The 22792-nt window shown below is 68.2% G+C and carries 19 protein-coding genes and 2 pseudogenes; 12 read left to right on the top strand and 9 right to left on the bottom strand.

What is annotated here, in order from left to right:
- Positions 1 to 11: 11 nt before the first annotated feature.
- Together ABGB19_RS19145 and ABGB19_RS19140 are read right to left on the bottom strand one after the other, a co-directional pair.
- A pseudogene (locus ABGB19_RS19145) lies at positions 12 to 2646 on the bottom strand (circularly permuted type 2 ATP-grasp protein).
- 81 nt (positions 2647 to 2727) lie between these two features.
- A complete protein-coding gene (locus ABGB19_RS19140) occupies positions 2728 to 3639 on the bottom strand; it encodes a DUF389 domain-containing protein (RefSeq protein WP_347687572.1) in 912 nt (303 codons plus the stop codon).
- Positions 3640 to 3808: 169 nt separating this feature from the next.
- On the opposite strand from ABGB19_RS19140, the gene ABGB19_RS19135 reads away from it, so the two are divergent.
- On the top strand, positions 3809 to 5191 hold the full coding sequence (locus ABGB19_RS19135) for an HNH endonuclease signature motif containing protein (RefSeq protein WP_347687571.1): 1383 nt from the start codon (positions 3809 to 3811) through the stop codon (positions 5189 to 5191).
- Here ABGB19_RS19135 and ABGB19_RS19130 read toward each other — a convergent pair.
- Complete coding sequence (locus ABGB19_RS19130; RefSeq protein ID WP_347687570.1) at positions 5188 to 5661, bottom strand: helix-turn-helix domain-containing protein; 474 nt, start codon at positions 5659 to 5661, stop codon at positions 5188 to 5190. The genes ABGB19_RS19135 and ABGB19_RS19130 overlap by 4 nt on opposite strands.
- 98 nt (positions 5662 to 5759) lie before the next feature.
- Here ABGB19_RS19130 and ABGB19_RS19125 point away from each other — a divergent pair, with 98 nt between their 5' ends.
- Positions 5760 to 6938, top strand: a complete 1179-nt coding sequence (locus ABGB19_RS19125) for a thiolase family protein (RefSeq protein ID WP_347687569.1) — start codon at positions 5760 to 5762, stop codon at positions 6936 to 6938.
- Here ABGB19_RS19125 and ABGB19_RS19120 read toward each other — a convergent pair.
- Positions 6935 to 7363 (bottom strand): nitroreductase family deazaflavin-dependent oxidoreductase, encoded by a 429-nt coding sequence (locus ABGB19_RS19120; protein WP_347687568.1) that lies wholly within the window; start codon positions 7361 to 7363, stop codon positions 6935 to 6937. The two genes, ABGB19_RS19125 and ABGB19_RS19120, sit on opposite strands and share 4 nt — an antisense overlap.
- A 57-nt stretch (positions 7364 to 7420) precedes the next feature.
- Between ABGB19_RS19120 and ABGB19_RS19115 the strand changes: the two genes are divergently transcribed.
- Positions 7421 to 8212: an SDR family NAD(P)-dependent oxidoreductase gene (locus ABGB19_RS19115; protein ID WP_347687567.1), complete on the top strand. Its 792-nt coding sequence runs from the start codon at positions 7421 to 7423 to the stop codon at positions 8210 to 8212.
- Between the two features lie 57 nt (positions 8213 to 8269).
- Here ABGB19_RS19115 and ABGB19_RS19110 read toward each other — a convergent pair whose 3' ends face one another.
- Together ABGB19_RS19110 and aspS are read right to left on the bottom strand one after the other, a co-directional pair.
- Positions 8270 to 8677: a hypothetical protein gene (locus ABGB19_RS19110; protein WP_347687566.1), complete on the bottom strand. Its 408-nt coding sequence runs from the start codon at positions 8675 to 8677 to the stop codon at positions 8270 to 8272.
- A gap of 137 nt (positions 8678 to 8814) precedes the next feature.
- The gene (aspS, locus tag ABGB19_RS19105; protein ID WP_347687565.1) at positions 8815 to 10584 is read right to left on the bottom strand and encodes an aspartate--tRNA ligase; all 1770 of its coding nucleotides are present in this window, start codon (positions 10582 to 10584) and stop codon (positions 8815 to 8817) included.
- Between the two features lie 75 nt (positions 10585 to 10659).
- Between aspS and ABGB19_RS19100 the strand changes: the two genes are divergently transcribed.
- Both ABGB19_RS19100 and ABGB19_RS19095 read left to right on the top strand, forming a co-directional pair.
- Positions 10660 to 11577 (top strand): oxidoreductase, encoded by a 918-nt coding sequence (locus ABGB19_RS19100; RefSeq protein WP_347687564.1) that lies wholly within the window; start codon positions 10660 to 10662, stop codon positions 11575 to 11577.
- A 19-nt stretch (positions 11578 to 11596) separates the two neighbouring features.
- The gene (locus ABGB19_RS19095; RefSeq protein WP_347687563.1) at positions 11597 to 12097 is read left to right on the top strand and encodes an SRPBCC family protein; all 501 of its coding nucleotides are present in this window, start codon (positions 11597 to 11599) and stop codon (positions 12095 to 12097) included.
- Positions 12098 to 12251: 154 nt separating this feature from the next.
- On the opposite strand, the gene ABGB19_RS19090 is transcribed toward ABGB19_RS19095, so the two are convergent.
- Positions 12252 to 13829: an MFS transporter gene (locus tag ABGB19_RS19090; RefSeq protein ID WP_347687562.1), complete on the bottom strand. Its 1578-nt coding sequence runs from the start codon at positions 13827 to 13829 to the stop codon at positions 12252 to 12254.
- Positions 13830 to 14013: 184 nt separating this feature from the next.
- The gene (locus ABGB19_RS19085; RefSeq protein WP_347687561.1) at positions 14014 to 15516 is read right to left on the bottom strand and encodes a carboxylesterase/lipase family protein; all 1503 of its coding nucleotides are present in this window, start codon (positions 15514 to 15516) and stop codon (positions 14014 to 14016) included.
- Between the two features lie 31 nt (positions 15517 to 15547).
- Here ABGB19_RS19085 and ABGB19_RS19080 point away from each other — a divergent pair, with 31 nt between their 5' ends.
- The 7 genes from ABGB19_RS19080 to ABGB19_RS19050 are packed head-to-tail and all read left to right on the top strand — an operon-like array spanning position 15548 to position 22571.
- Positions 15548 to 16447, top strand: coding sequence for a neutral zinc metallopeptidase (locus ABGB19_RS19080; RefSeq protein WP_347687560.1), 900 nt, complete (start codon positions 15548 to 15550; stop codon positions 16445 to 16447).
- The gene (locus tag ABGB19_RS19075; protein ID WP_347687559.1) at positions 16440 to 18086 is read left to right on the top strand and encodes a DUF885 domain-containing protein; all 1647 of its coding nucleotides are present in this window, start codon (positions 16440 to 16442) and stop codon (positions 18084 to 18086) included. Before ABGB19_RS19080 ends, ABGB19_RS19075 begins: the two co-directional genes overlap by 8 nt.
- Positions 18087 to 18126: 40 nt before the next feature.
- A complete protein-coding gene (locus ABGB19_RS19070; protein WP_347687558.1) occupies positions 18127 to 18798 on the top strand; it encodes an MBL fold metallo-hydrolase in 672 nt (223 codons plus the stop codon).
- A gap of 16 nt (positions 18799 to 18814) precedes the next feature.
- Positions 18815 to 19561 (top strand): NAD(P)H-binding protein, encoded by a 747-nt coding sequence (locus tag ABGB19_RS19065; protein WP_347687557.1) that lies wholly within the window; start codon positions 18815 to 18817, stop codon positions 19559 to 19561.
- A 40-nt stretch (positions 19562 to 19601) separates the two neighbouring features.
- Positions 19602 to 20189, top strand: coding sequence for a TetR/AcrR family transcriptional regulator (locus tag ABGB19_RS19060; RefSeq protein ID WP_347687556.1), 588 nt, complete (start codon positions 19602 to 19604; stop codon positions 20187 to 20189).
- A complete protein-coding gene (locus ABGB19_RS19055; RefSeq protein WP_347687555.1) occupies positions 20182 to 21747 on the top strand; it encodes an NAD(P)/FAD-dependent oxidoreductase in 1566 nt (521 codons plus the stop codon). Before ABGB19_RS19060 ends, ABGB19_RS19055 begins: the two co-directional genes overlap by 8 nt.
- Complete coding sequence (locus ABGB19_RS19050; protein WP_347687554.1) at positions 21744 to 22571, top strand: mycofactocin-coupled SDR family oxidoreductase; 828 nt, start codon at positions 21744 to 21746, stop codon at positions 22569 to 22571. The genes ABGB19_RS19055 and ABGB19_RS19050 overlap by 4 nt, the downstream gene beginning before the upstream one ends.
- A gap of 64 nt (positions 22572 to 22635) precedes the next feature.
- Here ABGB19_RS19050 and ABGB19_RS19045 read toward each other — a convergent pair.
- Positions 22636 to 22792, bottom strand: a pseudogene (locus ABGB19_RS19045) (IS30 family transposase); the annotation flags it as partial.

Raw genomic sequence — 22792 nt, 5'->3', positions numbered from 1 at the left:
GGTAAACACCGTCACGGCACGACCCGCCGCTCGTCGGGCCCCCACAGGTGCTGCATGCCGCCTGGCACCGACAGGTGCGTCGCGGAGATGACGCCGGCGAGTTCGCGAAGATCGCAGTGCACGCCGTCGAGCAGACCGGCCAGTTCGGTGCGCCTGCCGTCGGCGGACGCCTCCCCCATGTCGGCGGGGTCCAGACGGCGCAGCCGGGTGCCGATCTCGTCGACCATCCGCTCGGGCCGCGACGACCCCGACGAGCCGGGCAGCGCCTTGAGCCCGGCGCGCAACCGCTCCAGTTGATAAGCCAGCGACCGCGGGTTGTCGGCGTCGAACAACACCAGCTCCGCCACGGACGCCACACTGATCCTGCCCAGGGTCCGTCGCCGATAGACGACCGACGACTCACACACCACCAGCGCCGACTCGGTGATGGCCTGCTCGGCGCCCGGGCTGCGCACGGTGGTCAACGTCGCGCTCAGCAGCGCGGTCAGATTCAGCCCGCGTTCGATGCGCTTGCCGATGTCCATCATCGTCCAGCCGACGTCGCGGACCATCGACTCCGCGGCCACGCCGGACAGCGCGAGCATCCCCGCCAACGTCAGGTTGTTTGTCGCCGACAGGAACGCCTCGCCTTCGGCCTGTGACTCCGGCGGACCCTCGGGCGCGTCCAGTAGCGCGCTCCACGGACGCGAGCACCATCCAGGTGTCGTTGGACAGCTGGTCGCGCACGGCTCGGGCGGCCAACCCGAGCCGTTCGACCGACTGCGCGAGCGACCCGGACCGGTGCCGGTCGGCGGTCAGCGACCACAAGGTCGACCGCGCGGTCGCGACCATCTCGGCGTAATCGTCGCTCGCACCGGTCTCGGTGCCGGTGATGTTGCCGAGCGCCGCCAGCAAGACGGGCACGCACTCGCTGCCCGCCATCTCTCGCCGGTAGTGGAATTCGTGGTAGCGCTCGCGGGTGACGGTCAGCAGCCGCGCCATGTGCTCCGCACGCTCGGCGTAGCGGCCCGTCCAGAACAGGTCGGACAGCACCCGCGGCGAACTGACCGCCCGGGTGGGGCTCGGCGTGATGGCGGGCAACTCCACCGGCGGTATTCGCTCGGCGGTCACCCGCGTCGGCGCTCGCACCCAGATATCTTTGGCTGCAACGGTGTTGAGTTTGTATGCGGCTGCCCCGGGGGCCAGCAGGTAGCCCAGACCGCCGAGCATGGGCGCATAGCCTCCGCGCTGCGCGACCGTGAACAGCCGCATGCCGACATTGGCCGCCGACAGCCCGCCCGGGTGGTAGTCGCTTGGCGCGGAGGAGAATTCGGGCAACTCCTGACCGATCCACTGCCACGGCGCCGCCTCGATGCGGGCGGCGAGCGATTCGCGTTGCACGGTCGACAATGCAGGGCCGACTAGCGTTTCGCCCCCGGTGACCGGCTTGATGAGCAGGCAGGACAGGTTGGCGAGCAGGTGCGAGCGTTCGGTGCTGATGCCGCCCCAGTACAGCGGCGCGCTGGCCAACAGCGGCCGTTCGCCAACCAGACGCTCGGCAAGCTCCGGCAGGAACCGAAGCAGCCCGGGGCTTTCCAGGATGCCGCTGCCGAGCGTGTTGACGACGGTGACCGCGCCCCGGCGCAGCACCTCGACGAGGCCGACGACGCCGAGGCGGGAGTCGGCACGCAGGTCGAGCGGGTCGGCGTACTCGGCGTCCACTCGGCGCAGCACGACGTCGACGCGCTTCAGCGTGCCCATCGAGCGCATCCACAACTTGCCGTCGCGCACCACCAGGTCGGCGCTCTCGACCAGCGGGAAGCCCAGCATGCTCGCCAGGTAGGCCTGGTCGAACGCGGTTTCGGAGAAGATGCCGGGGCTGAGCACCACCACCATGGGTTCCTCGGCCGACTCCGGGGCGGCGTCGATGAGCGCCAACCGCAGGGCCTGTGCCCACGGCGATGCGGGTCGCGGCCCGATCCGCTCGTAGAGGTCGGGCACGGCGTGGGCGACGACGCGCCGGTCGGCAAGCGCATACCCGGCGCCCGACGGCGCCTGCGTCCAGTCGGCGTTGACGCGGAAGGCCCCGTCGGCGGCGCGACTGATGTCGCAGCCGTGCAGGAACAGTTGGTGGCGGCCGGGAATCTGGACGCCGCGCGCGGCGCGCACGTAGCCGGGATGGGCGAACAACAACGGTGCCGGCAGCACGCCGCTGGTCACCGACACCTGCGGCCCGTACAGGTCGGCGAGGACGGCGTCGAGCAACCGGGACCGCTGCAGCAGTCCGGATTCCAGGATGTCCCAGTCGGTGGCAGAGATGACCAATGGCAGCGAATCGAGATGCCACGGACCGGGCTCGGCGGCGCCGTCGACCGTCTGCCCGAGCACCGAGCCGTGCCTGCCGACCTCGACGTAGGTGATGCCGTCGTTGTCGACCAGGTTGCGCACCACCGCGCGCAGCTGGTCCAATCCGGCGCGGCCGCGGTTGCCGACGCATTCGGCGACTTCGTGCCACGCCGGCCGGACATCGCCTGCCGCGTCGACGAATTCGTCGTACCCGCTGCCCGCGCCCGGACGCACGTCGAACAGCGCCTGCTGGGTGCGCGCGGCGCGGTACCGGGCCAGCAGGTCGTCGAAGTCGGGCGCGCTCGGCGCGGGCAGTGCCATCAGTGCAGAACGGTACGCACTCGCCGCCGTGAACCCATCCGCAGATCCCACCACAGCGGTTGAGGGCGCGCAGCGCGTCTCCTACCGGGTGCCATGGAGCCGATACACCCACAACACGAGCACACCGGCGATCGTGATGCCGACGAGGTTGACGACGAGTTGGGCAGCCGACTGCGCCGCGATCCGCCAGTCCCCCACCGTCGCGGCGACGACCGCGAAGCCGGCCGCGGGCACCGTCGTGACCGAGATGAAAACCCCGACCAGCGCCGCCGACTTCGACGACACCAGCGACAACATCCCGGCCGCACCGGCGAGCAGCGCGACGACGAACGAGAACGGCCCGACCCGGAAGATGAAATCGACCTCGCTCAGCGAGCTCGTCGTCTCCAAGGTGACCCATCCGAGGGCTTCGAAAATCAAGGTGAACAAGGCGGTTACGGCCATGGCCGCCGGAAAGCCGATCAGCAACGCCAGCGCCGCGCGGCGCGCCAGGTACATCCGCCTCCGCACCAGCGCCACCGCCAGCGCCGCCAGCGGGCCGAACTCAGGACCGACGACCATCGCGCCCACCACCGTGACGGGTGAATCGGTGACAACGCCGACCGCGGCGATGAGGCAGGCGATGCACAGGAAAGCCAGGAAGGTGACGTTGAGCGTGGACTCCTCGCGGGTGCGGACGGCAAGCTCGTCCCACACGACGGCGTCGGCGGGATCGCCTTCGGCCCTGTCCTCGGCGCGGTAGGCCCTGGCGGACAACACGGTGTCGACGAAGTCGAGGGTGATCGCCCCGCGCTCCTTGACCTGCAGGCCCTTCAACGCCTCGACGATGTCGTTCGCGGACTCGCGGGCGATGTCGGAGGTGATCTCGTCACCCGAGGGTTCGATCGCCGCGTCGCGGTGCACGACGATGTGGGTGGCGCCCGGGTTGTCCCGCAACACGCCGATGACGTCGTCGCGCAGGTCCGTCGGCGCGATCACCCGCAAATGCAGCACAGCGGCACCCTAGCCTCGCTCTTTGGTGGGTGTGGGCTGTTGGCACGGCTTTGTCCACGGACCGCGGACGAAACCGCACTGCCGCGGATTCGAAATCCCTTGCGACACTCTGGCTTCAGCAGTCACAAAGCCCGACCGATCTGTCGGAGCATCGAACTAGTGTTCGGGTATGTCGTTCGAACGGATCAGCAAGCGGGTGGCGGACATGTCCGACGACTTCGCCGAGCTGATGGCCGAGTCGCTCGACTCGCTGAGCACCGCCGAGCTGTTGAAGCTGACGGCGCAGTGGGAGGCGTTCACCCGTAGGCAGGCAACGCTGGGTCATCGGTTGGTCGCCAATCTCGAGCGTGCGCCCCTGGCCGAGATCGGTGAGAGCAGCGCCGCCAAGGCACTGTCCTTCATGCTGCGAATCGATAAGGACGAAGCCACGCGGCGGGTCAAGGAGGCGCGTGATCTCGCCCCGCGGCGGACGATGACGGGTGAGGTGCTCGAACCGGCGCTCACCGGTACGGCGGCTGCGCAGGAGCGAGGCGACATCGGCGGCGAGCACGTGAAGGTCATCCGGCTCTTCCTGAAGAAGCTGCCCATGCGCGTGAGTTACGACGAACGCGAGGCCGCCGAAGCCCAACTGGCGCAGATCGCCTGCACCTTGACGCCCGAGGAGCTTCGGAAGGCGGCGGATCGACTGGCGGCGCTACTCGACCAGGACGGTGAGTACTCCGACGTCGACCGGGCCAATCGCCGCTACCTACTCATCGGCAAGCAACAGCCCGACGGCATGAGCGATCTTCGCGGGCGTCTGGACCCGCAAGGGCGTGCGGTCCTCGAGTCGGTGTTGGCCAAGCTCGGCGCTCCCGGCATGTGCAACCCGGAAGACGAGTCGCCCTGCATCGACGGCGAGCCGTCGGCGGATTCGGTGGCCAAAGACCTGCGCTCCACAGGCCAGCGCAACCACGACGCGCTGACCGCCATGGGCCGGGCGCTCTTGGCCTCGGGGGCGCTCGGCAGCCACAACGGCCTGCCGGTGACCGTGGTCATCACCACCACGCTTCAAGAGTTGGAGTCGGGAACCGGGCATGCCGTGACCGGTGGCGGGACCCTGATCCCGATGACCGAGGTGATCCGTCAGGCGACAGCCGCGCACCACTACCTCGCGGTGTTCGACAAGCACACCGAGGAACCGTTGTACCTCGGCCGAGCGAAACGGCTGGCGACGAAAGCGCAGCGAATAGTTTTGTACGCCAAGGACCGCGGCTGTACCCGGCCGGGCTGCACCGCACCCGCCTACCACTCGCAGGTCCACCACGCGGTCGCCGACTGGAAAGACGACGGACAAACCAACATCACCGACCTGACTTTGGCCTGCGGGCCGGACAACCGCCGCGTCAAGCGCGGTGGCTGGCGAACCCGAAAACGCAAGGACGGCCGCACCGAATGGCTGCCGCCGCCACAACTGGACACCGGCCAGGCGCGGGTGAACAACTATCACCATCCGCAGCGCTATCTGGTACCCCACGACGACACCGAAGATCCGGACGGCCGCGCGAGCTAGCCGCGCTTGACCAGGCGCACCGTCAGCTCGTCGGGCGGCACGTGATGCCCCTCGGCGCAGCGGATCTCCACCGTGGCCTCGGCGCCGCAGCCCCTGTGCGCCAGGCGTAGCGGGGTGCGGTTCGGCAGATGGCGTCGGCCCCACTCGAACATCGCCCAAACCACCGGCATGAAGTCACGGCCCGCCTCGGTGAGCACGTACTCGTCGCGGCTGCGCTGACCGGGCTCCTGATATGGCCGCCGCTCCAGCAGCCCGGCGTCCACCAAGTCCGAGAGACGTGCTGCCGCGGCGGCTTTGGTGACGCCGACCCGCTTCCAGAAGTCGTCGAACCGGGTGGTGCCGTAGTAGGCCTCACGCATGATCAGCATCGCCGACTTGGTGCCCAGCACCGCCATCGTCTTCTCGATCGGGCACTCACCCGCCGCCGACCAGGCATCCCGGTCCGCGAGCCTGCCCTCCAGGAGTGTCATGGATGTCACTGTACCCCTGAGTTGTTTCCTCTATACCTAGCTGGTATAGCTGAGTATACAAAGTAATACTCAGCGACGAGTTCACACAGGAGGCAGCGATGAGCGGATACGGACGGAACGCGGTCATCGTCGGGGCGGTCCGCACCCCGATCGGCAAGGGCAAGGCCGGCGGCGCACTGCACGACGTGCTCCCCGTCGATCTGCTCGGGCACAGTCTCACCGAGCTCGTCGCCAGGACCGGCATCGACCCGGCCCGGATCGACGATGTCATCGCCGGCGCGGTCACCCAGGTCGGCGACCAGGCCGTCAACATCGCCCGCAACGCCGTGCTCGGCGCCGGCTTCCCGGAGACGGTGCCCGGCACCACCATCGACCGGCAGTGCGGCAGCAGCCAGCAGGCCGTCCACTTCGCCGCCCAGGGGGTGATCTCCGGCGCCTACGACATCGTGGTCGCCGCGGGCGTCGAGTCGATGTCGCGCACACCGATGGGCTCGAGCGTGCTACCGGGAAGCGACCCGTTCGGCGCGATGGCGCAGCGCTACCCCGAAGGCCTTGTCCCGCAAGGCATCAGCGCCGAGCTGATCGCGGCCAAGTGGGGGTTCTCCCGACAACAGCTCGACGAGTTCTCCGCCTCGAGCCACGAGAAGGCGGCCGCCGCAACCAAAGAGGGCCGGTTCGACAACGAACTGATCCCGATCGCCGGACTGACCACCGACGAGATCATCCGGCCCGGCACGACGGTCGACACGCTCGCCGCGCTGAAACCGGCGTTCTACAACCCGGCCTACGAGCAGCGCTTCCCTCAGATCGGTTGGAGCATCACCCCGGGCAACTCCTCGCCGCTATCCGACGGGAGCGCGGCGGTGCTGATCACCACGAGCGAAGTCGCCGCGAAGCTGGGTCTGCGACCGCTCGCCCGGATCCACTCGATGACCGTGGTCGGGTCCGACCCGCTCTACATGCTGACCGGCGTCATCCCCGCGACCGCGAAGGTCTTGGCGCGCGCCGGGCTGACCCTGGCTGATATCGACCTGTTCGAGGTGAACGAGGCCTTCGCTCCGGTGGTGCTGGCGTGGGCCCACGACACGGGGGCGGATCTGGCCAAGACCAACGTCAACGGCGGCGCGATCGCGATCGGTCACCCGCTGGGCGCCAGCGGGGCGCGCCTCATGACGACGATGGTCAACGCCCTGGAGCAGCGCGGCGGCCGGTACGCACTGCAGACGATGTGCGAGGGCGGCGGCATGGCCAACGCCACGATCATCGAGCGCCTCTAGTTCAGCGATTTCGCGAGCTCGAACAGCGGGATGATCCGGCTGGTCTTGCTCTGGTACTCACCGAACACCGGCGCGAGCTCGACCAGCAGCGGGTAGAGCGCGTCGCGTTCGGCGGTCGGCAACTCGCGGGCCTCCACGTCATAGGCCGACGTGCCCACCTCGACGTGCGCCCGCGGGTTGGCCCGCAGGTTGTGCACCCACGCCGGATCCGTGTTGGCGCCGGCGTACGAGCCGATGACGATCGTCCTGCCCTCGATGGTGAAGTAGGCCAGCGGCGAGATCCGCTGCTGACCGGTCTTGGCGCCGGTGGTGTGCAGCAACAGCAGGTCGGCGCCCTCGAACGGGCCACCGACCTTGCCGCCGTTGGCGCGGAACTCGTCGACGATGGCGGCGTTGAAGGACTTGATGTCGGGTATCTCGGTCACTTTCCATCCAGCCATCGGTTGCCCGCGCGTATTCCGGGTGCCACATAATCGACATCCATGCGGGTGATCGTCACGGGCGGCAACAGCGGCGTAGGCAAGGCGACGGCGGCGGCACTGGCGTCCGTCGGCCACACCGTGGTGATCGCGTGCCGCGATGTGAGGAAGGCCGAGCAGGCCGCCGCCGAGATGACCGGCGATGTCGAGGTGAGCGCTCTCGATCTGGCCGACCTCGCCAGCGTGCGAGCGTTCGCCGACTCGGTGAGTTCCGTTGACATGCTGGTGAACAACGCCGGCGTGATGGGTATGCCGCTGACCCGCACAGCCGACGGGTTCGAAGCGCACATGGGCATCAACCACCTTGGCCACTTCGCGTTGACCTGTCTGCTCGCGGACCGCATCACCGACCGGGTGATCTCCGTGGCCAGCGCGACGTACCTGTACTGCCGCATCCACCTCGACGACCTCAACTGGCACCGGCGCCGGTACTCGAAATGGCTGGCCTACGGCGAGTCCAAGCTGGCCAACCTGCTGTTCGTCACCGAACTGGCCCGCCGCGGCGTACGCGCCTACGCATCGGATCCCGGCGCCACCGACACCGACATCACCCGGTCGATGGGCATGGGCGAGCACCGACGGATGCGACGGCTGCTGCACACTCCTGCCCAGGGCGCCCGGGCCAGCCTGCAGGCGGCCACCACCGATCTGCCCAGCGGCACCTATTTCGCGCCGCGGTTCAACCAGTTCGGCCCTCCGAAGGTGACGACGTTGCGGCCCAAGGCAACCGACCCGGTGACGGCGCAGGGGTTGTGGGCGCTGTCGGCGGAATTGACCGGCTGCGACTGGCGTTAGCCGTCGGCCTTCGGCTTGGCGTCGATACCGGACTCCTTGCGCTGCAGTGACGTGATGTCAGCCGCGACTGGCCGGGGGCAGCGTCGGCGCGACAGGCGCCGGTGAGGAGGTTGCCGGGACCGGCGTCAGTGTCTGCCCCGGCAGATTGAACCCCGGCGGCAGATTGAAACCTGGCCGGATCTCGGCGGGTTCGGCGGGTGGCGCCTGGCAGTCGTAGGTGTTGTCGTTCCAGGTTCCGCCCGCTTCTACGCAGCAGGTCGCAGCGTGGGTGAAGAACTCGTCCTCGTCCAAACCCTGCCCGTAGCCCTTCTGGTAACACTCGTCGTATGCGCCGACATCCAGTTCTGCGTCGTTTGGTGCGGCGTTCGCCGGAAGGACGGATCCGGCGCCGCCGAGGGCGACCGCGACCGCGCACAGAGATACGGATGCTCGGCGGCGCCACTGCGCCCGTGTTGTGGATCGCATGGGTGGCCCCTTCGTGAATGGCGGCGGTCTTCGCGCCGATCCCGCATCGGAGAGGAGGCCGCCACACTGGGTGTGTCGGATGGCAGTCAGTATGCGCCGAAGGCCATATCAGGTGACTGGTTCAGCGGCGATCGCGCCTAGCCGTCGGCCTTCGGCTTGGCGTCGATGCCGGACTCCTTGCGCTGCAGTGACGTGATGGGCGAGGGTGCGCCGGTGAGCGGATCGACCCCGCCGCCGGACTTCGGGAACGCGATCACCTCGCGGATCGAATCCGTGCCCGCGAGCAACGCGGTGATCCGGTCCCACCCGAACGCGATGCCGCCGTGCGGCGGGGCGCCGAAGGTGAACGCCTCCAACAGGAATCCGAACTTCTCCTGGGCCTCGGTTTCGCCGATGCCCATCACGGCGAAGGCCTTCTCCTGGACATCGCGGCGGTGGATACGGATCGACCCGCCGCCGATCTCGTTGCCGTTGCAGACGATGTCGTAGGCGTCGGCGAGCACGCTGCCCGGGTCGGTGGTGAGCTGATCGGAGAATTCGGGCTTCGGCGCGGTGAACGCGTGGTGCACCGCGGTCCACGCCCCGGATCCGACGGCGACGTCGCCGTGCGCGGCCGCCTCGTCGGCGGGTTCGAACATCGGGAAGTCGATTACCCAGGTGAACGCCCACGCGTTCGGGTCGATCATGTCGAGTCGCTTGGCGATCTCGATGCGGGCCGCACCGAGCAGCGCGCGCGACGACTTGGCCGGGCCCGCCGAGAAGAACACGCAGTCGCCCGGCGACGCGCCGACCGCGGCCGCCAGCCCGGCCCGCTCGGCGTCGGACAGGTTCTTGGCGACCGGACCGCCCAGTTCGCCGTCCTCGGTGATCAACACATAGGCCAACCCGCGGTGCCCGCGCTGCTTGGCCCACTCCTGCCAGGCGTCCAGGGTGCGGCGCGGCTGCGACGCGCCACCGGGCATCACCACCGCGCCGACGTACGGCGCCTGGAACACTCGGAACGGCGTCTCGGCGAAGTAGTCGGTGAGCTCGACGAGTTCCAGGCCGAACCGAAGGTCGGGCTTGTCGGTGCCGAACCGTCGCATCGCCTCGGCGTAGCTGATGCGCGGCAGCGGGGTGGGCACCTGGTAACCGATCAACGCCCACAATGCCGCGATGACCTCCTCCGACACCGCGATCACGTCCTCGGTGTCGACGAAGCTCATCTCCATGTCGAGCTGGGTGAACTCGGGCTGGCGGTCAGCGCGGAAGTCCTCGTCGCGATAGCAGCGGGCGATCTGGTAGTAGCGCTCCATGCCGGCCACCATCAGCAGCTGTTTGAACAGCTGGGGGCTCTGCGGCAGCGCGTAGAACGACCCGGGCTGAAGCCGCGCCGGCACCAGGAAGTCACGCGCGCCCTCCGGCGTCGAGCGAGTCATGGTGGGCGTCTCGATCTCGACGAAGTCGTGGTGCGCCAGCACTTCACGCGCGGCGGCATTCACCTTGGAGCGCAAGCGGATTGCGGACCCCGGGCCATCCCGACGCAGGTCGAGGTAGCGGTACTTCAGCCGAGCCTCCTCACCGGCGTGCTCGTCGAGCTGAAACGGCAGCGGCGCACTCTCCCCCAAGACCGTCAGCGACGTGGCGTTGACCTCGATCTCGCCGGTGGGGATCTCGGGGTTGGCATTGCCCTCGGGGCGGACCTCGACGACGCCGTCGACGGCGATGCAGAACTCCGCGCGCAACCGGTGGGCCGACTCGAGCACGTCCGCTTCACGGAAGACGACCTGTGACACCCCGGATGCGTCGCGCAGATCGATGAAGATGACACCGCCGTGGTCGCGACGACGCGCCACCCAACCGGCCAGCGTCACCTTCTGACCGGCGTCGGCGGGCCGCAACGATCCGGCGGCATGACTGCGCAGCACACAAACTCCTGGGAATCGCCTGATGGGACAACTGCACAAGTGTAGAGGGGGCGATCGCGCCGGTAGTTTGGCGTCGTGAATGAGCGCTTGCGCCAAGACCCTGTTCCGGCCGTCTCCGTCGCGCTGATCGGACCCGGTGCGATCGGCTCGACCGTCGCGGCGCTGTTGCACGCGGCCGGTCATCCGGTGACGTTGTGCGGGCGCACGCCGCGGGCCTCGATCGAGGTGAGACCGGACGACGGGGACCCGATCGTGGTGCCCGGGCCGGTGCTGACCGATCCCGCCGCGATCGCCGAACCCGCGGACGTGGTGTTGGTCGCGGTGAAGGACACCCAGAACGAGCAGGCCGCGCCGTGGCTGGCCCGGCTGTGTGACGACCGCACGATCGTGTGCGCACTGCAGAACGGGGTCGAGCAGATCGAGCGCGTCGGCCGCCACTGCCCGACATCGACAGTCGTGCCCGCCGCCGTGTGGGTCTCCGCGGAGCCCGCGTCGGACGGCGCGATACGGCTGCGCACGTCGGCGCGGCTCGTGCTGCCCGACGTCGAGGCCGCACGGAGGTTGGCGGACCTGTTCGCCGACACCGCGATCGACGTCGAGATCGACCCGAACTTCTTATCCGCCGCGTGGCACAAGCTTCTGGTCAACGCCGTCGTCGGCTTGATGGTGCTGGCCGGGCGCCGCGCGGGGATGTTCCGCCGCGCCGACGTGGCCGCGCTCGGCAGGCGCTATCTCGACGAGTGCCTGGCGGTGGCCCGAGCGGACGGCGCGAAGCTCGGCGACGAGGTGATCGAGGACATCATCGGCCTGCTCGCCAAGTCACCGCCGGACATCACCACGTCGATGCTCACCGACCGCGAGGCAGACCGGCCACTGGAGTGGGACATCCGCAACGGGGTGATCGCCCGCAAGGCCGTCGGGTACGGCTTGGCCACCCCGATCAGCGACGTCCTGGTTCCACTGCTCGCCGCAGCCAGCGACGGACCCGGGTAGACACTGTCGTCTACTGTGTATGCCCATGCAGGCATGCGAACGCGTCGACCTCGGCTTCATCGACATCGCGCCGTTCCGGTTCGTCAGCACCGTCGACCTCGCCATCACGCCTGAGCAACTGTTCGAGGTGCTCGCCGACGCGGAGTCGTGGCCGCACTGGGCCACCGTGATCACGAACGTGGAGTGGACCAGTCCCGAACCCCGCGGCGTCGGCACGACGCGCACCGTGACGATGCGCGGCGGCATCATCGGTGACGAGGAGTTCCTGGCCTGGGAACCCTTCAGCCACATGGCTTTTCGCTTCAATGAGGCATCGACCGGCAGCATCGCGGCGTTCGCCGAGGACTACCGTGTGGTGCGCACAACCGGCGGCTGTCACCTCACCTGGGTGATGGCGATGAAGCCGAACGGCCTCGCGGCCAAATTCGGGATGTCGCTAGGCAGGCCGGTGATGGGCCGGATGTTCCAGAAGTTCCTGTACAACCTGCGCGATTACTCAGCTAGGCGGTTTGCGATTTAGTGTCAGTGCGGAAATCTTGGCTTGACCAGCGCGCTACTCCCAACGGTGGCGCCGCTATTCGCGGCCCGGCCCTGTCACGTTGTAGACGGTCCCGCCTCGTCCTTTCAATCGGAGAGAGGTCAGTCCTGGCCCGCCGTTGAGATCCGAATCCGTTTCATTTCCGCGCCGTAACGCGACGCACCAGCTGTAGCTGTTGGCCATCGCGCCCCGGCGCGAACACGGGGATGATCAACGCAGCGACACCGACGATGGCAGCCATGACGAGATAAGAAGAGGTGTTGGCCTGTATGAAGGCCTCCTTGCTGGCGCTGGCCAGCTGACGTCCTTGCGGTCCGAGTCGTTCGGCCACCGCGAGAGCCTGCGCCAACGACTCGGAGGACGGATCCCGAACGGCGTCCGGAAATGCCGTCAAATCAGATGCAATGTGATGACTGTAGCTGCCGGCCAGGATGGATCCCGCCATCGCGATGCCAAGCGCGCCTCCCACTTCGCGAGTGGCGTCGTTGACCGCCGACGCGACGCCCTGCTTGTCGCTGGGAGCGGCCGTCATTATCGCCGACGTCGTTGGTGCCGTGCACAATCCGAAACCGGAACTGATCACGAGCAGCGGCCACAGCAGGTCCAAGTACGTCGAGTCGACCCGCAACGTACACATACACAAGAAACCGACCGACACCAAAAGCATGCTCGTGAGAACCACTGCACGCAGGCCGAGTTTCGGCAGATACCACGAAGACAACAATGAGAAGGTCAGCAACGGCACAGCCATCGGCGCCAAGGCCACGGCTGTCGCCAACGGGGTGTATCCCATCACCTGCTGGATGTATTGCGTGACAAGATAGAAGAGCGCGAATGTCCCGAGGAACACCATCGTGATCACGGCTGCGCCGGTGCCGAAATCGGGGTCGAGGAACAGGCGGATGTCCAGCAACGGTTGGCGCCGGCGCAGTTCGATCAACCCGAAGGCCACCGCAAGCACCACGCCGGCCACCATGCAGCCGAATACGCGCGGGTCAGTCCAACCGTGGGCCGGCGCTTCCAGGATCCCGAACACGAACACCGCCACCGCCGCGCCGATTGTCACCGCGCCCGGCCAATCCAGCGGTGGCGCATCGCCCTCCCGCGACTCGGCGATGGTAAGCGTCAGCAAGAACAGCAGTACAGCGGCGCCGGCGAGCGTCCAGAAGATCGACTGCCATTCGAAGAAGCGCAGCAACAGGCCGGTGCCGATCAATCCGAAGAGTCCGCCGGAGCCCGCGACACCCGCCCAGATGCCTACCGCCTTCGTGCGCGCCTCCGCGGGGTATACCACCGTCAGCAACGACAGTGTCGCGGGCATGACGAATGCCGCTCCGGCGCCGGCCACGGCTCGCGCGGCGATGATCTGCACCGGGCTGTCGAAGACCAGCGGCGCGAACGAGGCCATTGCGAAGATCGCCAGCCCGACCAACAAGGCGCTACGTCGGCCGTAGCGATCGCCGACCGCGCCGGCTGGCAGCAGTAGGCAGGCCAACAGCAGCGTGTAACTGTCGACGATCCACGTCAGCTGGGTCTGCGTCGCGGAGGTGGCAACGGCGATGTCCGCCAACGCGGTATTGAGGGCGACCATCGACGAGATGACCAGCGCGACGCCCGCGCATGCGACGAACAGCGTCCAACCGCGTCGGGCGCGAGACTTGGAAGCTAGCGCGTCTCCACTGCGATCGATGCTTTCCACCGCGGAATGGGTCATGGCCTACTTCCTGTGATCCCGTGCCTGATCATTTGAGACGAGCGGTCTCGGACAGAGACTTGCAGTCTCGCTTACCCGCGGTGGGCGACGAAGAAACCGGACCATCGCCGCCGAATCCGACGGCGAGCTATCCGCTGACGACGGTGGAAATCCGTCGCGGTTCGTTAGCCGACAGATCTACAGTTCACAGGCCGGCCCAGGCCCGGCGGCGCTCGGCGTCGGGGTCCTCGACGATGGTGTCGCGGGCCGACATGATGATGCGGGTGTAGCGGTGCTCGGTGTCGTAGACCGGCCACTCATGCCCGCTGGACCATTCGATCTGGCCGCTGTCCCAGCCCTTGGCGGCGAAGTCCAGCCACGCCCGCTGCATGCGACGTCCGACCGAGGGCTGCAGCCGACGGCCCAGCGGATGCAGCTTTCGGCCGATAAACGACGCGTAGCTGTGCTGGATGTGGACGATCTCGCTGCCGTGGGTTGCGCCGAGACCCAGCATGCGCAGGCTGAACCCGACGTGGTCGAAGCGGTACATGTGCGTCGGGGCGTGATCGCTGTACGCGTCGGCGAACGCCCACGCCGGCCCGCCGAACATCACGTCGGAGCCGAACGCGATCAGCGCCCGCCTGCGCGGATAGTCCGGGTAGGCGGCCAGCACCCGCTGTTTGGCGTCGGGTGCGACGCGGTCGAGGTAGGCGTCGACCGACTGCTGCGTAGTGGGCAGCATCGGCGGCTTGGTCCACGCGAACATCGATGCCTCGTGGCTGTTGGTGCCGATGATCAGCGGCACTCGTGCGAGTTCACCGTCGCGGGCGGCGTCGACCGGATGACGCGGCAGCAGGTCGACCCCGTATGTCAACCCGTAGGCGAGGGTGGGCGTGGTCGCGGCGCTGTTGAGTTGCAGGTGACCCGCGGCGCGGCGCAACTCGCGCTGCGGCAGGCCTTTCACCTCGGTGGCGGCCACGCCGAGCCGCTTCAGGAACTCGTGCGCCTGCCTGGCGCGCACCTGTCGGTCGGCGATCAGCGGCAGTGCCGGGCTCTGCGCGATGGCGCGGCTGAACAGGCCGTCGCCCGCCGGGCTGGCCAGCAGCGCGAGTACCGATGTGCCGCCCGCGGACTCACCGAAGACGGTCACACGATTCGGATCGCCGCCGAAGGCCGCGATGTTGTCGCGGATCCAGCGCAGCGCCGCGATCTGATCGCGCAGCGCGAGGTTGTCGTCGAACCCGTCGCCGAGGTCGCTCAGCTCGAACCCGCCGAACACGCCGATGCGGTAGGTGAGGTTGACGACGACCACGTTGCCGTTGGCGGCCAGCCGCGAGCCGTTGTAGAGCTGGAACTGGCCGGCGCCGTACACGAACGCGCCGCCGGGTATCCACACCATCACCGGCAGCGACGCGCTGGTGTCCGGGGACCACACCGTCAGGGTGAGGCAGGCCTCGTCGCGGACCTTCGGGTCGTCGCGCCCGCCGCCGACGAACGACTTGCTCTGCGGCGGCAGCGGTCCGTGCTCGAGGGCGTCGCGCACCCCGCGCCACGGTTTGACCGGCTCGGGTGCGAGGAAGCGGCGTGGCCCCACCGGCTGTTCGGCGTAGGGAACGCCCCGCCAGACGCCGACGCCGCCTTCGGTGCAACCGCGTAGGTCGCCGAGGTCGGTGTGCACGACGGCCGAATGTCCGACGACGACTGCCACGACTGAATCCTAGTGTGCAAAGCTGGGCGTCATGACCTTCAACGAAGGCATGCGCATCGATACGAGCACCACGTCGACCAGCGGTGGCGGGGGCGGACCCGGACGCGGCATCGCGATCGGCGGTGGTGTCGGCGGCCTGCTGATCATGGTGGTGGCGTTGTTCCTCGGCGTCGACCCCGGCACGGTGGTGCCGCAGCAGGGCGGCCAGTACGACAGCCAGGGCGTCGAGACGCCCGGCTTCGACCTCAGCCAGTGCCGGACCGGCGCCGACGCCAACGCCATCCCCGAGTGCCGTGTCGTGGCGACCGGCAACTCGGTCGACGCCGTGTGGGAGCAGCTGCTGCCGGGCCAGTACACGAGGCCGAAGATGGAGATCTTCCGGAACGACGTCGGCACCCGCTGCGGACCGGCGACCAGCGATGTCGGACCGTTCTACTGCCCGGTCGACCAGACGGCGTACTTCGACGTCGGATTCTTCGATGTCCTGCGAGACCAATTCGGTTCCAGCGGTGGCCCATTGGCGCAGGAGTACGTCGTCGCCCACGAGTACGGCCACCACGTGCAGAATCTGACGGGCGCGCTTCAGAACTCGCAGGGCCCCGGCGCGGCGGGCCCGACGGGCGGCGGGGTGCGCACCGAGCTGCAGGCGGACTGCTATGCGGGTGTGTGGGCGCACTACGCCGCCATCACCAAGCAGGAGGGCACCGACGTCACGTTCCTGCAGCCGCTGACGGATAAGGACATCGCCGACGCGCTGTCCGCGGCGGCGTCGGTGGGCGACGACCGGATTCAGGAGCAGGCGACCGGTCGCGTCAACCCCGAGGCGTGGACACACGGGTCCGCGGAACAGCGGCAGAAGTGGTTCACCGAGGGCTACCGCACCGGCGACCCGAACGCCTGCGACACGTTCGCCACGAACAACCTTGGGTAGGACGCCTACGGCCGTCGACGCCGTCGCCGAACGCTACCTCGAGACGTTCGCCCGGCTCGATCCTTGCGCCGCAACCGAAATGGGCATCACCGGCCACGATGACGACATCACCGACTACTCCTCCGACGGCGCCGCCGCCCGTGCCGACGCCGCACGCGACGCCTTGCGTGAGCTCGACGGCGTCGAGGCGGTCGACGATGTGGACACGGTGACCATCGCCGCGATGCGCGAGCGGCTCGGCGTCGCGGTCGAGATCCACGAGGCAGGCCTCGACGTCGGCGAACTCAACGTCATCGCTTCGCCGCTGCAGTCGATGCGCAACGTGTTCGACCTGATGCCAGGTGAATCCGACGACGACTGGGCGCAGATCAGCCGTCGGCTGTCTCGGCTGCCCGACCGGATCGCCGGCTACGCCGAGGCGCTGCGCGCCGCCGTCGCCAACGGGCATCCCCCCGCGGTGCGCCAGGTCGCCCGCGGCATCGAGCAGTCCACCAGCATTCAGCAACTGCTCGTCGACATGGTCGCCGACGCAGCTCCGGGTAACGCCACACTGCACGACGAGCTGCAACAGCACGCGGCCAACGCCGCGCATGCCTACCGGGAACTGGGCCGCGTCCTCGGCGACGAGATCGCACCGCATTCCCGGCAGGAGGACGCCGTCGGGCGCGACACCTACCGGCTGTGGTCGCGGTCGTTCCTCGGGGCGACGGTCGACCTCGACGAGACGTATGACTGGGGTCTGACGGTGCTCAAAAGCATTGTCACCGAACAGGAAGCACTCACTCGGCAGCTGTATCCGGGCGCCGCGGTGGCCGACGCGCTGCGGCACCTCGACGAAGAAGAACGCTACCTCGTGCACGGCGTCGACGCGTTGCAGGCCTGGATGCAGGATCTCTCCGATCGCGCGGTGGCGTCGCTGGCCGATACACATTTCGACATCGCCGAACCGCTGCGACGACTCGAATGCCGCATCGCACCGACGCACACCGGCGGCATCTACTACACCGGCCCCTCGGAGGATCTCAGCAGGCCGGGACGCATGTGGTGGTCGGTGCCCCACGGCGTGGACACCTTCCACACCTGGCAGGAGACCACGACCGTGTTCCACGAGGGGGTGCCGGGACATCACCTGCAGATCGGCCGTGCGGTGGTGCTCGCCGATCAACTCAACCGGTGGCGTAGGTTGGGCTGCTGGGTGTCCGGCCACGGCGAGGGCTGGGCGTTGTACGCCGAGCGGCTGATGGCCGAACTCGGATGGCTCGACGATCCCGGAAACCGAATCGGGATGCTGGACGCACAACGGTTCCGCGCGGCGCGAGTCGTCATCGACATCGGAGTGCACTGCGGGATGACGGCACCCGACGGAGGCGTGTGGGACGCCGAGAAGGCGTGGGAGTTCCTGGTGTCGCACAGCGCGATGACGGAGGAACATCTGCAGTTCGAGCTGGACCGCTACCTCGGCTGGCCGGGTCAGGCACCGTCGTATGCGATCGGGCAACGCATCTGGCAGCAACTGCGCAGTGATGTGCTGGCCCGCGACGTATCGATCAAGGAATTCCACAGTCGTGCACTGGATTTGGGCGGGCTGCCGCTCGACGTGCTCAGGTCGGCGCTGGCCGATGATTTCGCCACCAGCTGATCGCCTTCTGTCCGGCAGCCCGGCGGTTTAGCGTCGGGGGATGGACACCGTCACCGTCACGCCGAACCTCACCATGCTGGTCGTCAACGGCTGGCAGGTCTACGTCTGGCGCGACGGCGAATCGGTCACGCTGATCGACACCGGAGCGCCCGGCTCGGGTGCCGCCATCCTCGACGTGGTCCGCACTGTCGACCGGATCGTGTTGACCCACGGCCACATCGACCATATCGGCTCGGCGGCCGAGCTTGAGCAGGCCACCGGCGCAGCGGTGTTCGCGGGAGCCGGCGATGCGGAGGCGATCCGAACCGGGGCGGCCGTACCACCGCCGGTGTTCGAGGACTGGGAAGTGCCGATCCACCAGCGGGTGTCCGCGGGGCTGCCCGACGTGGCGCCGCCCGTGCCGCTCGAGCGTGAGCTGCAGGACGGCGATGTGCTCGACTTCGGCGGCGGCGCCGTGATCGTGGCCGTCCCCGGCCACACGGCGGGCAGCATCGCCGTTCACCTTCCGAAACACGGGGTGCTGCTCGCCGGCGACACCATCGCCAACGTCGGCACCGTCATGCTGGGCACCTTCAACCAGGACCGCGCCCGGACCGTCGACTCGTTCAAACGTCTCGCCGATCTCGACGTCGAAACCGTGTGCTTCGGCCACGGCGAGCCCCTAGCATCGGACGCCAGCGCGCGGTTACGGGAGGCAGCGGCCGCGCTGTAGCCGGGAGGACACCAGCATGCGTATCGCAGTGGCCGGGGCGACGGGCAACATCGGCGGTCGCACGGCCGCGTTCCTCGAACGCGACGGGCACGACGTCGTGCGCATCAGCCGCTCGCTCGGCGTGGACCTGATGACCGGCGACGGACTCGACGACGCACTATCCGGTGCGGACGCCGTCGTCGACGCCATCAGCGCACCACCCACCGACCGGGACCGGACCACCGAATACTTCGGCACCACGACCCGCAATCTGCTCGCCGCCGAACAGCGGGCCGGTGTGCGACACCACGTGCTGTTGTCGATCGTCGGCATCCACGCCATCGAGGGCAACGCACACTACTCGGGCAAGCGCGAGCAGGAACGGCTGATCTCCGAGGGACCCGTGCCGTGGACGATCGTGCCCGCCACCCAATTCCACGACTTCGCGGCGATGGTCGCCTCCTGGACCGAGCAGGACGGCGTCGCCACCATCGCCCCGCTGCTCGTGCAGCCGATCGCGCCCGGCGACATCGCGGAGGTGCTGGCGGAGGTCGCGACCGGTGAACCGCAGGGCCGCCACGTCGACGTCGCCGGACCCGAAACCCAGGATCTGGTCGACATGGCGCGCCGCACGCTGCAGGCCAAGGGCCGCAACGTCAAACTGGTGCCGACGTGGGCCGGGGTGTTCGGCGTGTCGATGGCGGGTAACGTCCTGCTGCCCGGCGACGGGGCACGCATCACGCCGACCACCTTCGACGACTGGCTCGCCGCGGGTGCCGATTGACCCATTGACCGCGTTGAACACATTTCGCTAATGTGTGCAAATGCCCGAGCGGTCCGTGTCGCCCGCCCTGCTGGCGGCCACGACGTCGACGCTGCGCCGTCTGGGCCCCCGGCAGTTCAGCCTGACGGCGGTGGCCGAGGCGGCCGGGGTGTCGCGCGGCACCGTGCACAACGCGCTCGGTAGCCGCGACGCCGCGATCAAGACCGCGCTGGACTGTCTCGCCTCGGTGTTCATCGACACCATGGCGGCCGAGGTCGACAAGGAGACCACACTCAGCGCCCAGGTCGCGGCCGCCGCCGTGCTGGTGTGTCAACACCGCCAGCACTCGGACTCGGTGGCCCCGCGCGGCATCAACGAGAGCATTCTCGTGCTGCTGCTGCGCAACATCGGCGACGACCTGATGAAACGCGCTGTGGACCTGTGGAAGTCACGGGTGCGGGCCGCGCAACGGCGCGGAGAACTCGACGCCGGAGTGGACCCCGGCCGGGCAAGCGAATGGATTGTGCGAATGCTGTTGAGTTTCGAACTGCTCCCCCCGATGGGTGTGAATCTGGACAGTCCGCGCGCGGTGCGGCGGTTCGTCACCGACCACATCGTCGACGGGCTGACCGGAGGCCGACATGGGTGAACCGATGTACGAGGTGGCCATCATCGGCGCCGGGCCCGGCGGTATCGCCGCCGCACATCTGCTTCGTGAAAAGGGGATCACGGACTTCGTCATTCTCGAACGCGCCGACGACTTCGGCGGCACCTGGCGCGACAACCACTACCCCGGCCTCGCCGTCGACATCCCGACGCTGTGGTATCAGCTGTCGTTCGCGCCCAACCCGAACTGGAGCCGATTCTTCGCGCCGGGCCCGGAGATCCACCGCTATCTGCAGGACACCGCGCGCGAACTCGGGCTCTACGCACATCTTCTTGCGAATGCCGATGTCGTGCAACAGAAGTGGGACGACATCGACGGACTGTGGCGGCTGCAGATCCGCAACCGACCGCCGGTCACCGCACGGTTCCTCATCAGCTCGGTGGGCGGATACGTCAACGCCAAGAACACCGTCGACCTCGCGGGCATCGACGACTACGAGGGCACCATCCTGCGGCCCAACGCGTGGGACGACACCTTCGACACACGCGGCAAGCGGATCGCGGTCATCGGCACCGGATCCAGCGGGGTGCAGATCGCGGCGGCGCTGTCCGCCGAAGCGGGTCGCCTCGACGTGTACCAACGCACCCCGGCATGGGTGCTGCCGAAGATCGACTTCGACATCACGCCGTTGTGGCGCAGGATCTTCCGGCTGCCCGGCGTCGTCACTGCCGCCAATCTCGCGGGCCGCGTCGCCATGGACATCTTCATGGTGGCACCGATCGTGCACGTATTCTCCCGACTGCCCGACCGAGTCCTCGCCAGGACGATGCCGTGGTACGACGCCTACTGCCGCGCCCTGTACCGACTGCTGCTGCGCGCGGTCATCTCCGATCCCGACACCCGCCGGGCACTGGTCCCGCGCTACGGCATCATGGCCAAGCGCCCCGTCATCTCCAGCACCTTCTTACCCGCACTCAACAATCCGAGCACGCACCTGATCACCACCCCGATCGACCGCATCACCGCAACCGGTGTGCGGACCGTCGACGGCGTCGAGCGTCCGGTCGACCTCCTGGTACTGGCTACCGGCTATGAGCTGTGGACCGACCCTGAGACATACCGGCGGGGAAGCGTGCTGGGCGCCAATGGATTCGACCTCGCCGAGTACTACCAGGCCCACGGACTGGAAAGCTACGCGGGCACCGCGCATCCGCGACTGCCGAACCGGTGGGAGATCGTCGGCCCGCTCGGCTTCGTCGGGTTCGCATGGCCCGACTTCGTCGAGACGATGGCGGCGCACGCCGTGCGCGTGATCGACGAGGCCCGCCGCCGCGGCGCCCACGTCGTCGACGTCAGCCAGGACGCCTTCAACCGCTGGAACACCCTGATGCGGCGCCGGGGCAGAACCGCTCACCTGTACTACACGGCGACCCCGGGCATCAACAGCTACTTCGTCAACTCGCAACACGACACGCTGTACTACCGGCCGCAAACCATAACCGCCTCGCGGCGTTTCGCCCGTCGTTCACCGCTGTCCGACTATGAGTTCACCCGCCGCCACGCTGCTGAGCGGTCCTACCCCACGGAGGTGCCGGCATGACGAACCCCGATCTGCCGCTGGCCGGCAAGGTCGCGTACGTGACGGGCGCCGCCCGGGGGCAGGGCCGCTCGCACTGCATCCGGTTGGCCCGTGCCGGCGCCGACATCGTCGCCATCGACGCCTGCGGGCCCGTCGCCGAGCACAACGGCTATCCGCCTGCCCTGCCCGAGGATCTCACCGAGACGGTGCACCTGGTCGAGGGTGAAGGCCGCAAGATCGTCGCCGATCATGTCGACGTCCGCGACGGCACCGGCCAGCAGCGGGTGGTCGCCGACGCGGTCGAGCAGTTCGGCCGCCTCGACATCGTCGTCGCCAACGCCGGCGTGATGAACTGGGGTCGCCTGTGGGAGATCTCGGCGCAGCAGTGGCAGGACGTCATCGACGTCAACCTGACCGGTGTCTGGAACACCATCAAGGCGGTGGTGCCGCCGATGATCGAGGCGGGCAACGGCGGGTCGATCATCACCATCAGTTCGGCGGCAGGCATCAAGGCCGTTCCCGGCTGCGGTCATTACTGCGCCAGCAAGTTCGGCGTCGTCGGGCTCACCAACTCACTGGCGGTCGAACTGGGCGAGTTCGGTATTCGCGTCAACTCGGTCCATCCGTACGGCACCGACACCCCGATGGGCAACGACACGTCGATGTGGCAGATCTTCGCCGACCACCAGACCTACATCCACAGCTTCTCGCCCGGCGCGCTGCCGACCGACTCGCTGGCCGACCCGAACCTCGTCTCCGACATCGTGGTGTGGCTGGCCAGCGACGCGTCTTCACTGGTGACCGCCGCCCAGATCCCCGCCGACAAGGGCTACCTCAAGATCTGACCGCCGAAACTGAAGTTGTGCAGGTCGAACACGTCTCAAAGTCAAGTGGTTAGTGCAATGCGGCCTACGCCGCTTGGTCGAGGAGGGCGGCTAAGCGTTGGGCTGGAGTGTCGAGATTCAGGGTGGGTCGGGGTCGGCTGTTGAGTTTGTCTTGGACCCGTTTGAGGTCGGTTTTGGTGTAGCCGCTGAGGTCGGCGCCCTTTTCGAACCAGAACCGCAGC

Origin of the sequence: Mycobacterium sp. B14F4 (assembly GCF_039871645.1) — a bacterium.
GTDB lineage: Bacteria > Actinomycetota > Actinomycetes > Mycobacteriales > Mycobacteriaceae > Mycobacterium.
Note: the sequence above shows the minus strand (reverse complement) of the source record. Positions and strands in the feature narration are given on the sequence as shown.

Bases quoted from the DNA above. Each gene is read 5' to 3' on its own strand.
- ABGB19_RS19095 (WP_347687563.1), top strand. From the start codon at position 11,597: ATGCCCATGCAGGCATGCGAACGCGTCGACCTCGGCTTCATCGACATC.
- ABGB19_RS19080 (WP_347687560.1), top strand. From the start codon at position 15,548: ATGACCTTCAACGAAGGCATGCGCATCGATACGAGCACCACGTCGACC.
- ABGB19_RS19065 (WP_347687557.1), top strand. From the start codon at position 18,815: ATGCGTATCGCAGTGGCCGGGGCGACGGGCAACATCGGCGGTCGCACG.
- ABGB19_RS19070 (WP_347687558.1), top strand. From the start codon at position 18,127: ATGGACACCGTCACCGTCACGCCGAACCTCACCATGCTGGTCGTCAAC.
- ABGB19_RS19090 (WP_347687562.1), bottom strand. From the start codon at position 13,829: ATGACCCATTCCGCGGTGGAAAGCATCGATCGCAGTGGAGACGCGCTA.
- ABGB19_RS19060 (WP_347687556.1), top strand. From the start codon at position 19,602: ATGCCCGAGCGGTCCGTGTCGCCCGCCCTGCTGGCGGCCACGACGTCG.
- ABGB19_RS19055 (WP_347687555.1), top strand. From the start codon at position 20,182: ATGGGTGAACCGATGTACGAGGTGGCCATCATCGGCGCCGGGCCCGGC.
- ABGB19_RS19125 (WP_347687569.1), top strand. From the start codon at position 5,760: ATGAGCGGATACGGACGGAACGCGGTCATCGTCGGGGCGGTCCGCACC.
- ABGB19_RS19135 (WP_347687571.1), top strand. From the start codon at position 3,809: ATGTCGTTCGAACGGATCAGCAAGCGGGTGGCGGACATGTCCGACGAC.
- ABGB19_RS19110 (WP_347687566.1), bottom strand. From the start codon at position 8,677: ATGCGATCCACAACACGGGCGCAGTGGCGCCGCCGAGCATCCGTATCT.
- ABGB19_RS19130 (WP_347687570.1), bottom strand. From the start codon at position 5,661: ATGACACTCCTGGAGGGCAGGCTCGCGGACCGGGATGCCTGGTCGGCG.
- ABGB19_RS19050 (WP_347687554.1), top strand. From the start codon at position 21,744: ATGACGAACCCCGATCTGCCGCTGGCCGGCAAGGTCGCGTACGTGACG.
- ABGB19_RS19115 (WP_347687567.1), top strand. From the start codon at position 7,421: ATGCGGGTGATCGTCACGGGCGGCAACAGCGGCGTAGGCAAGGCGACG.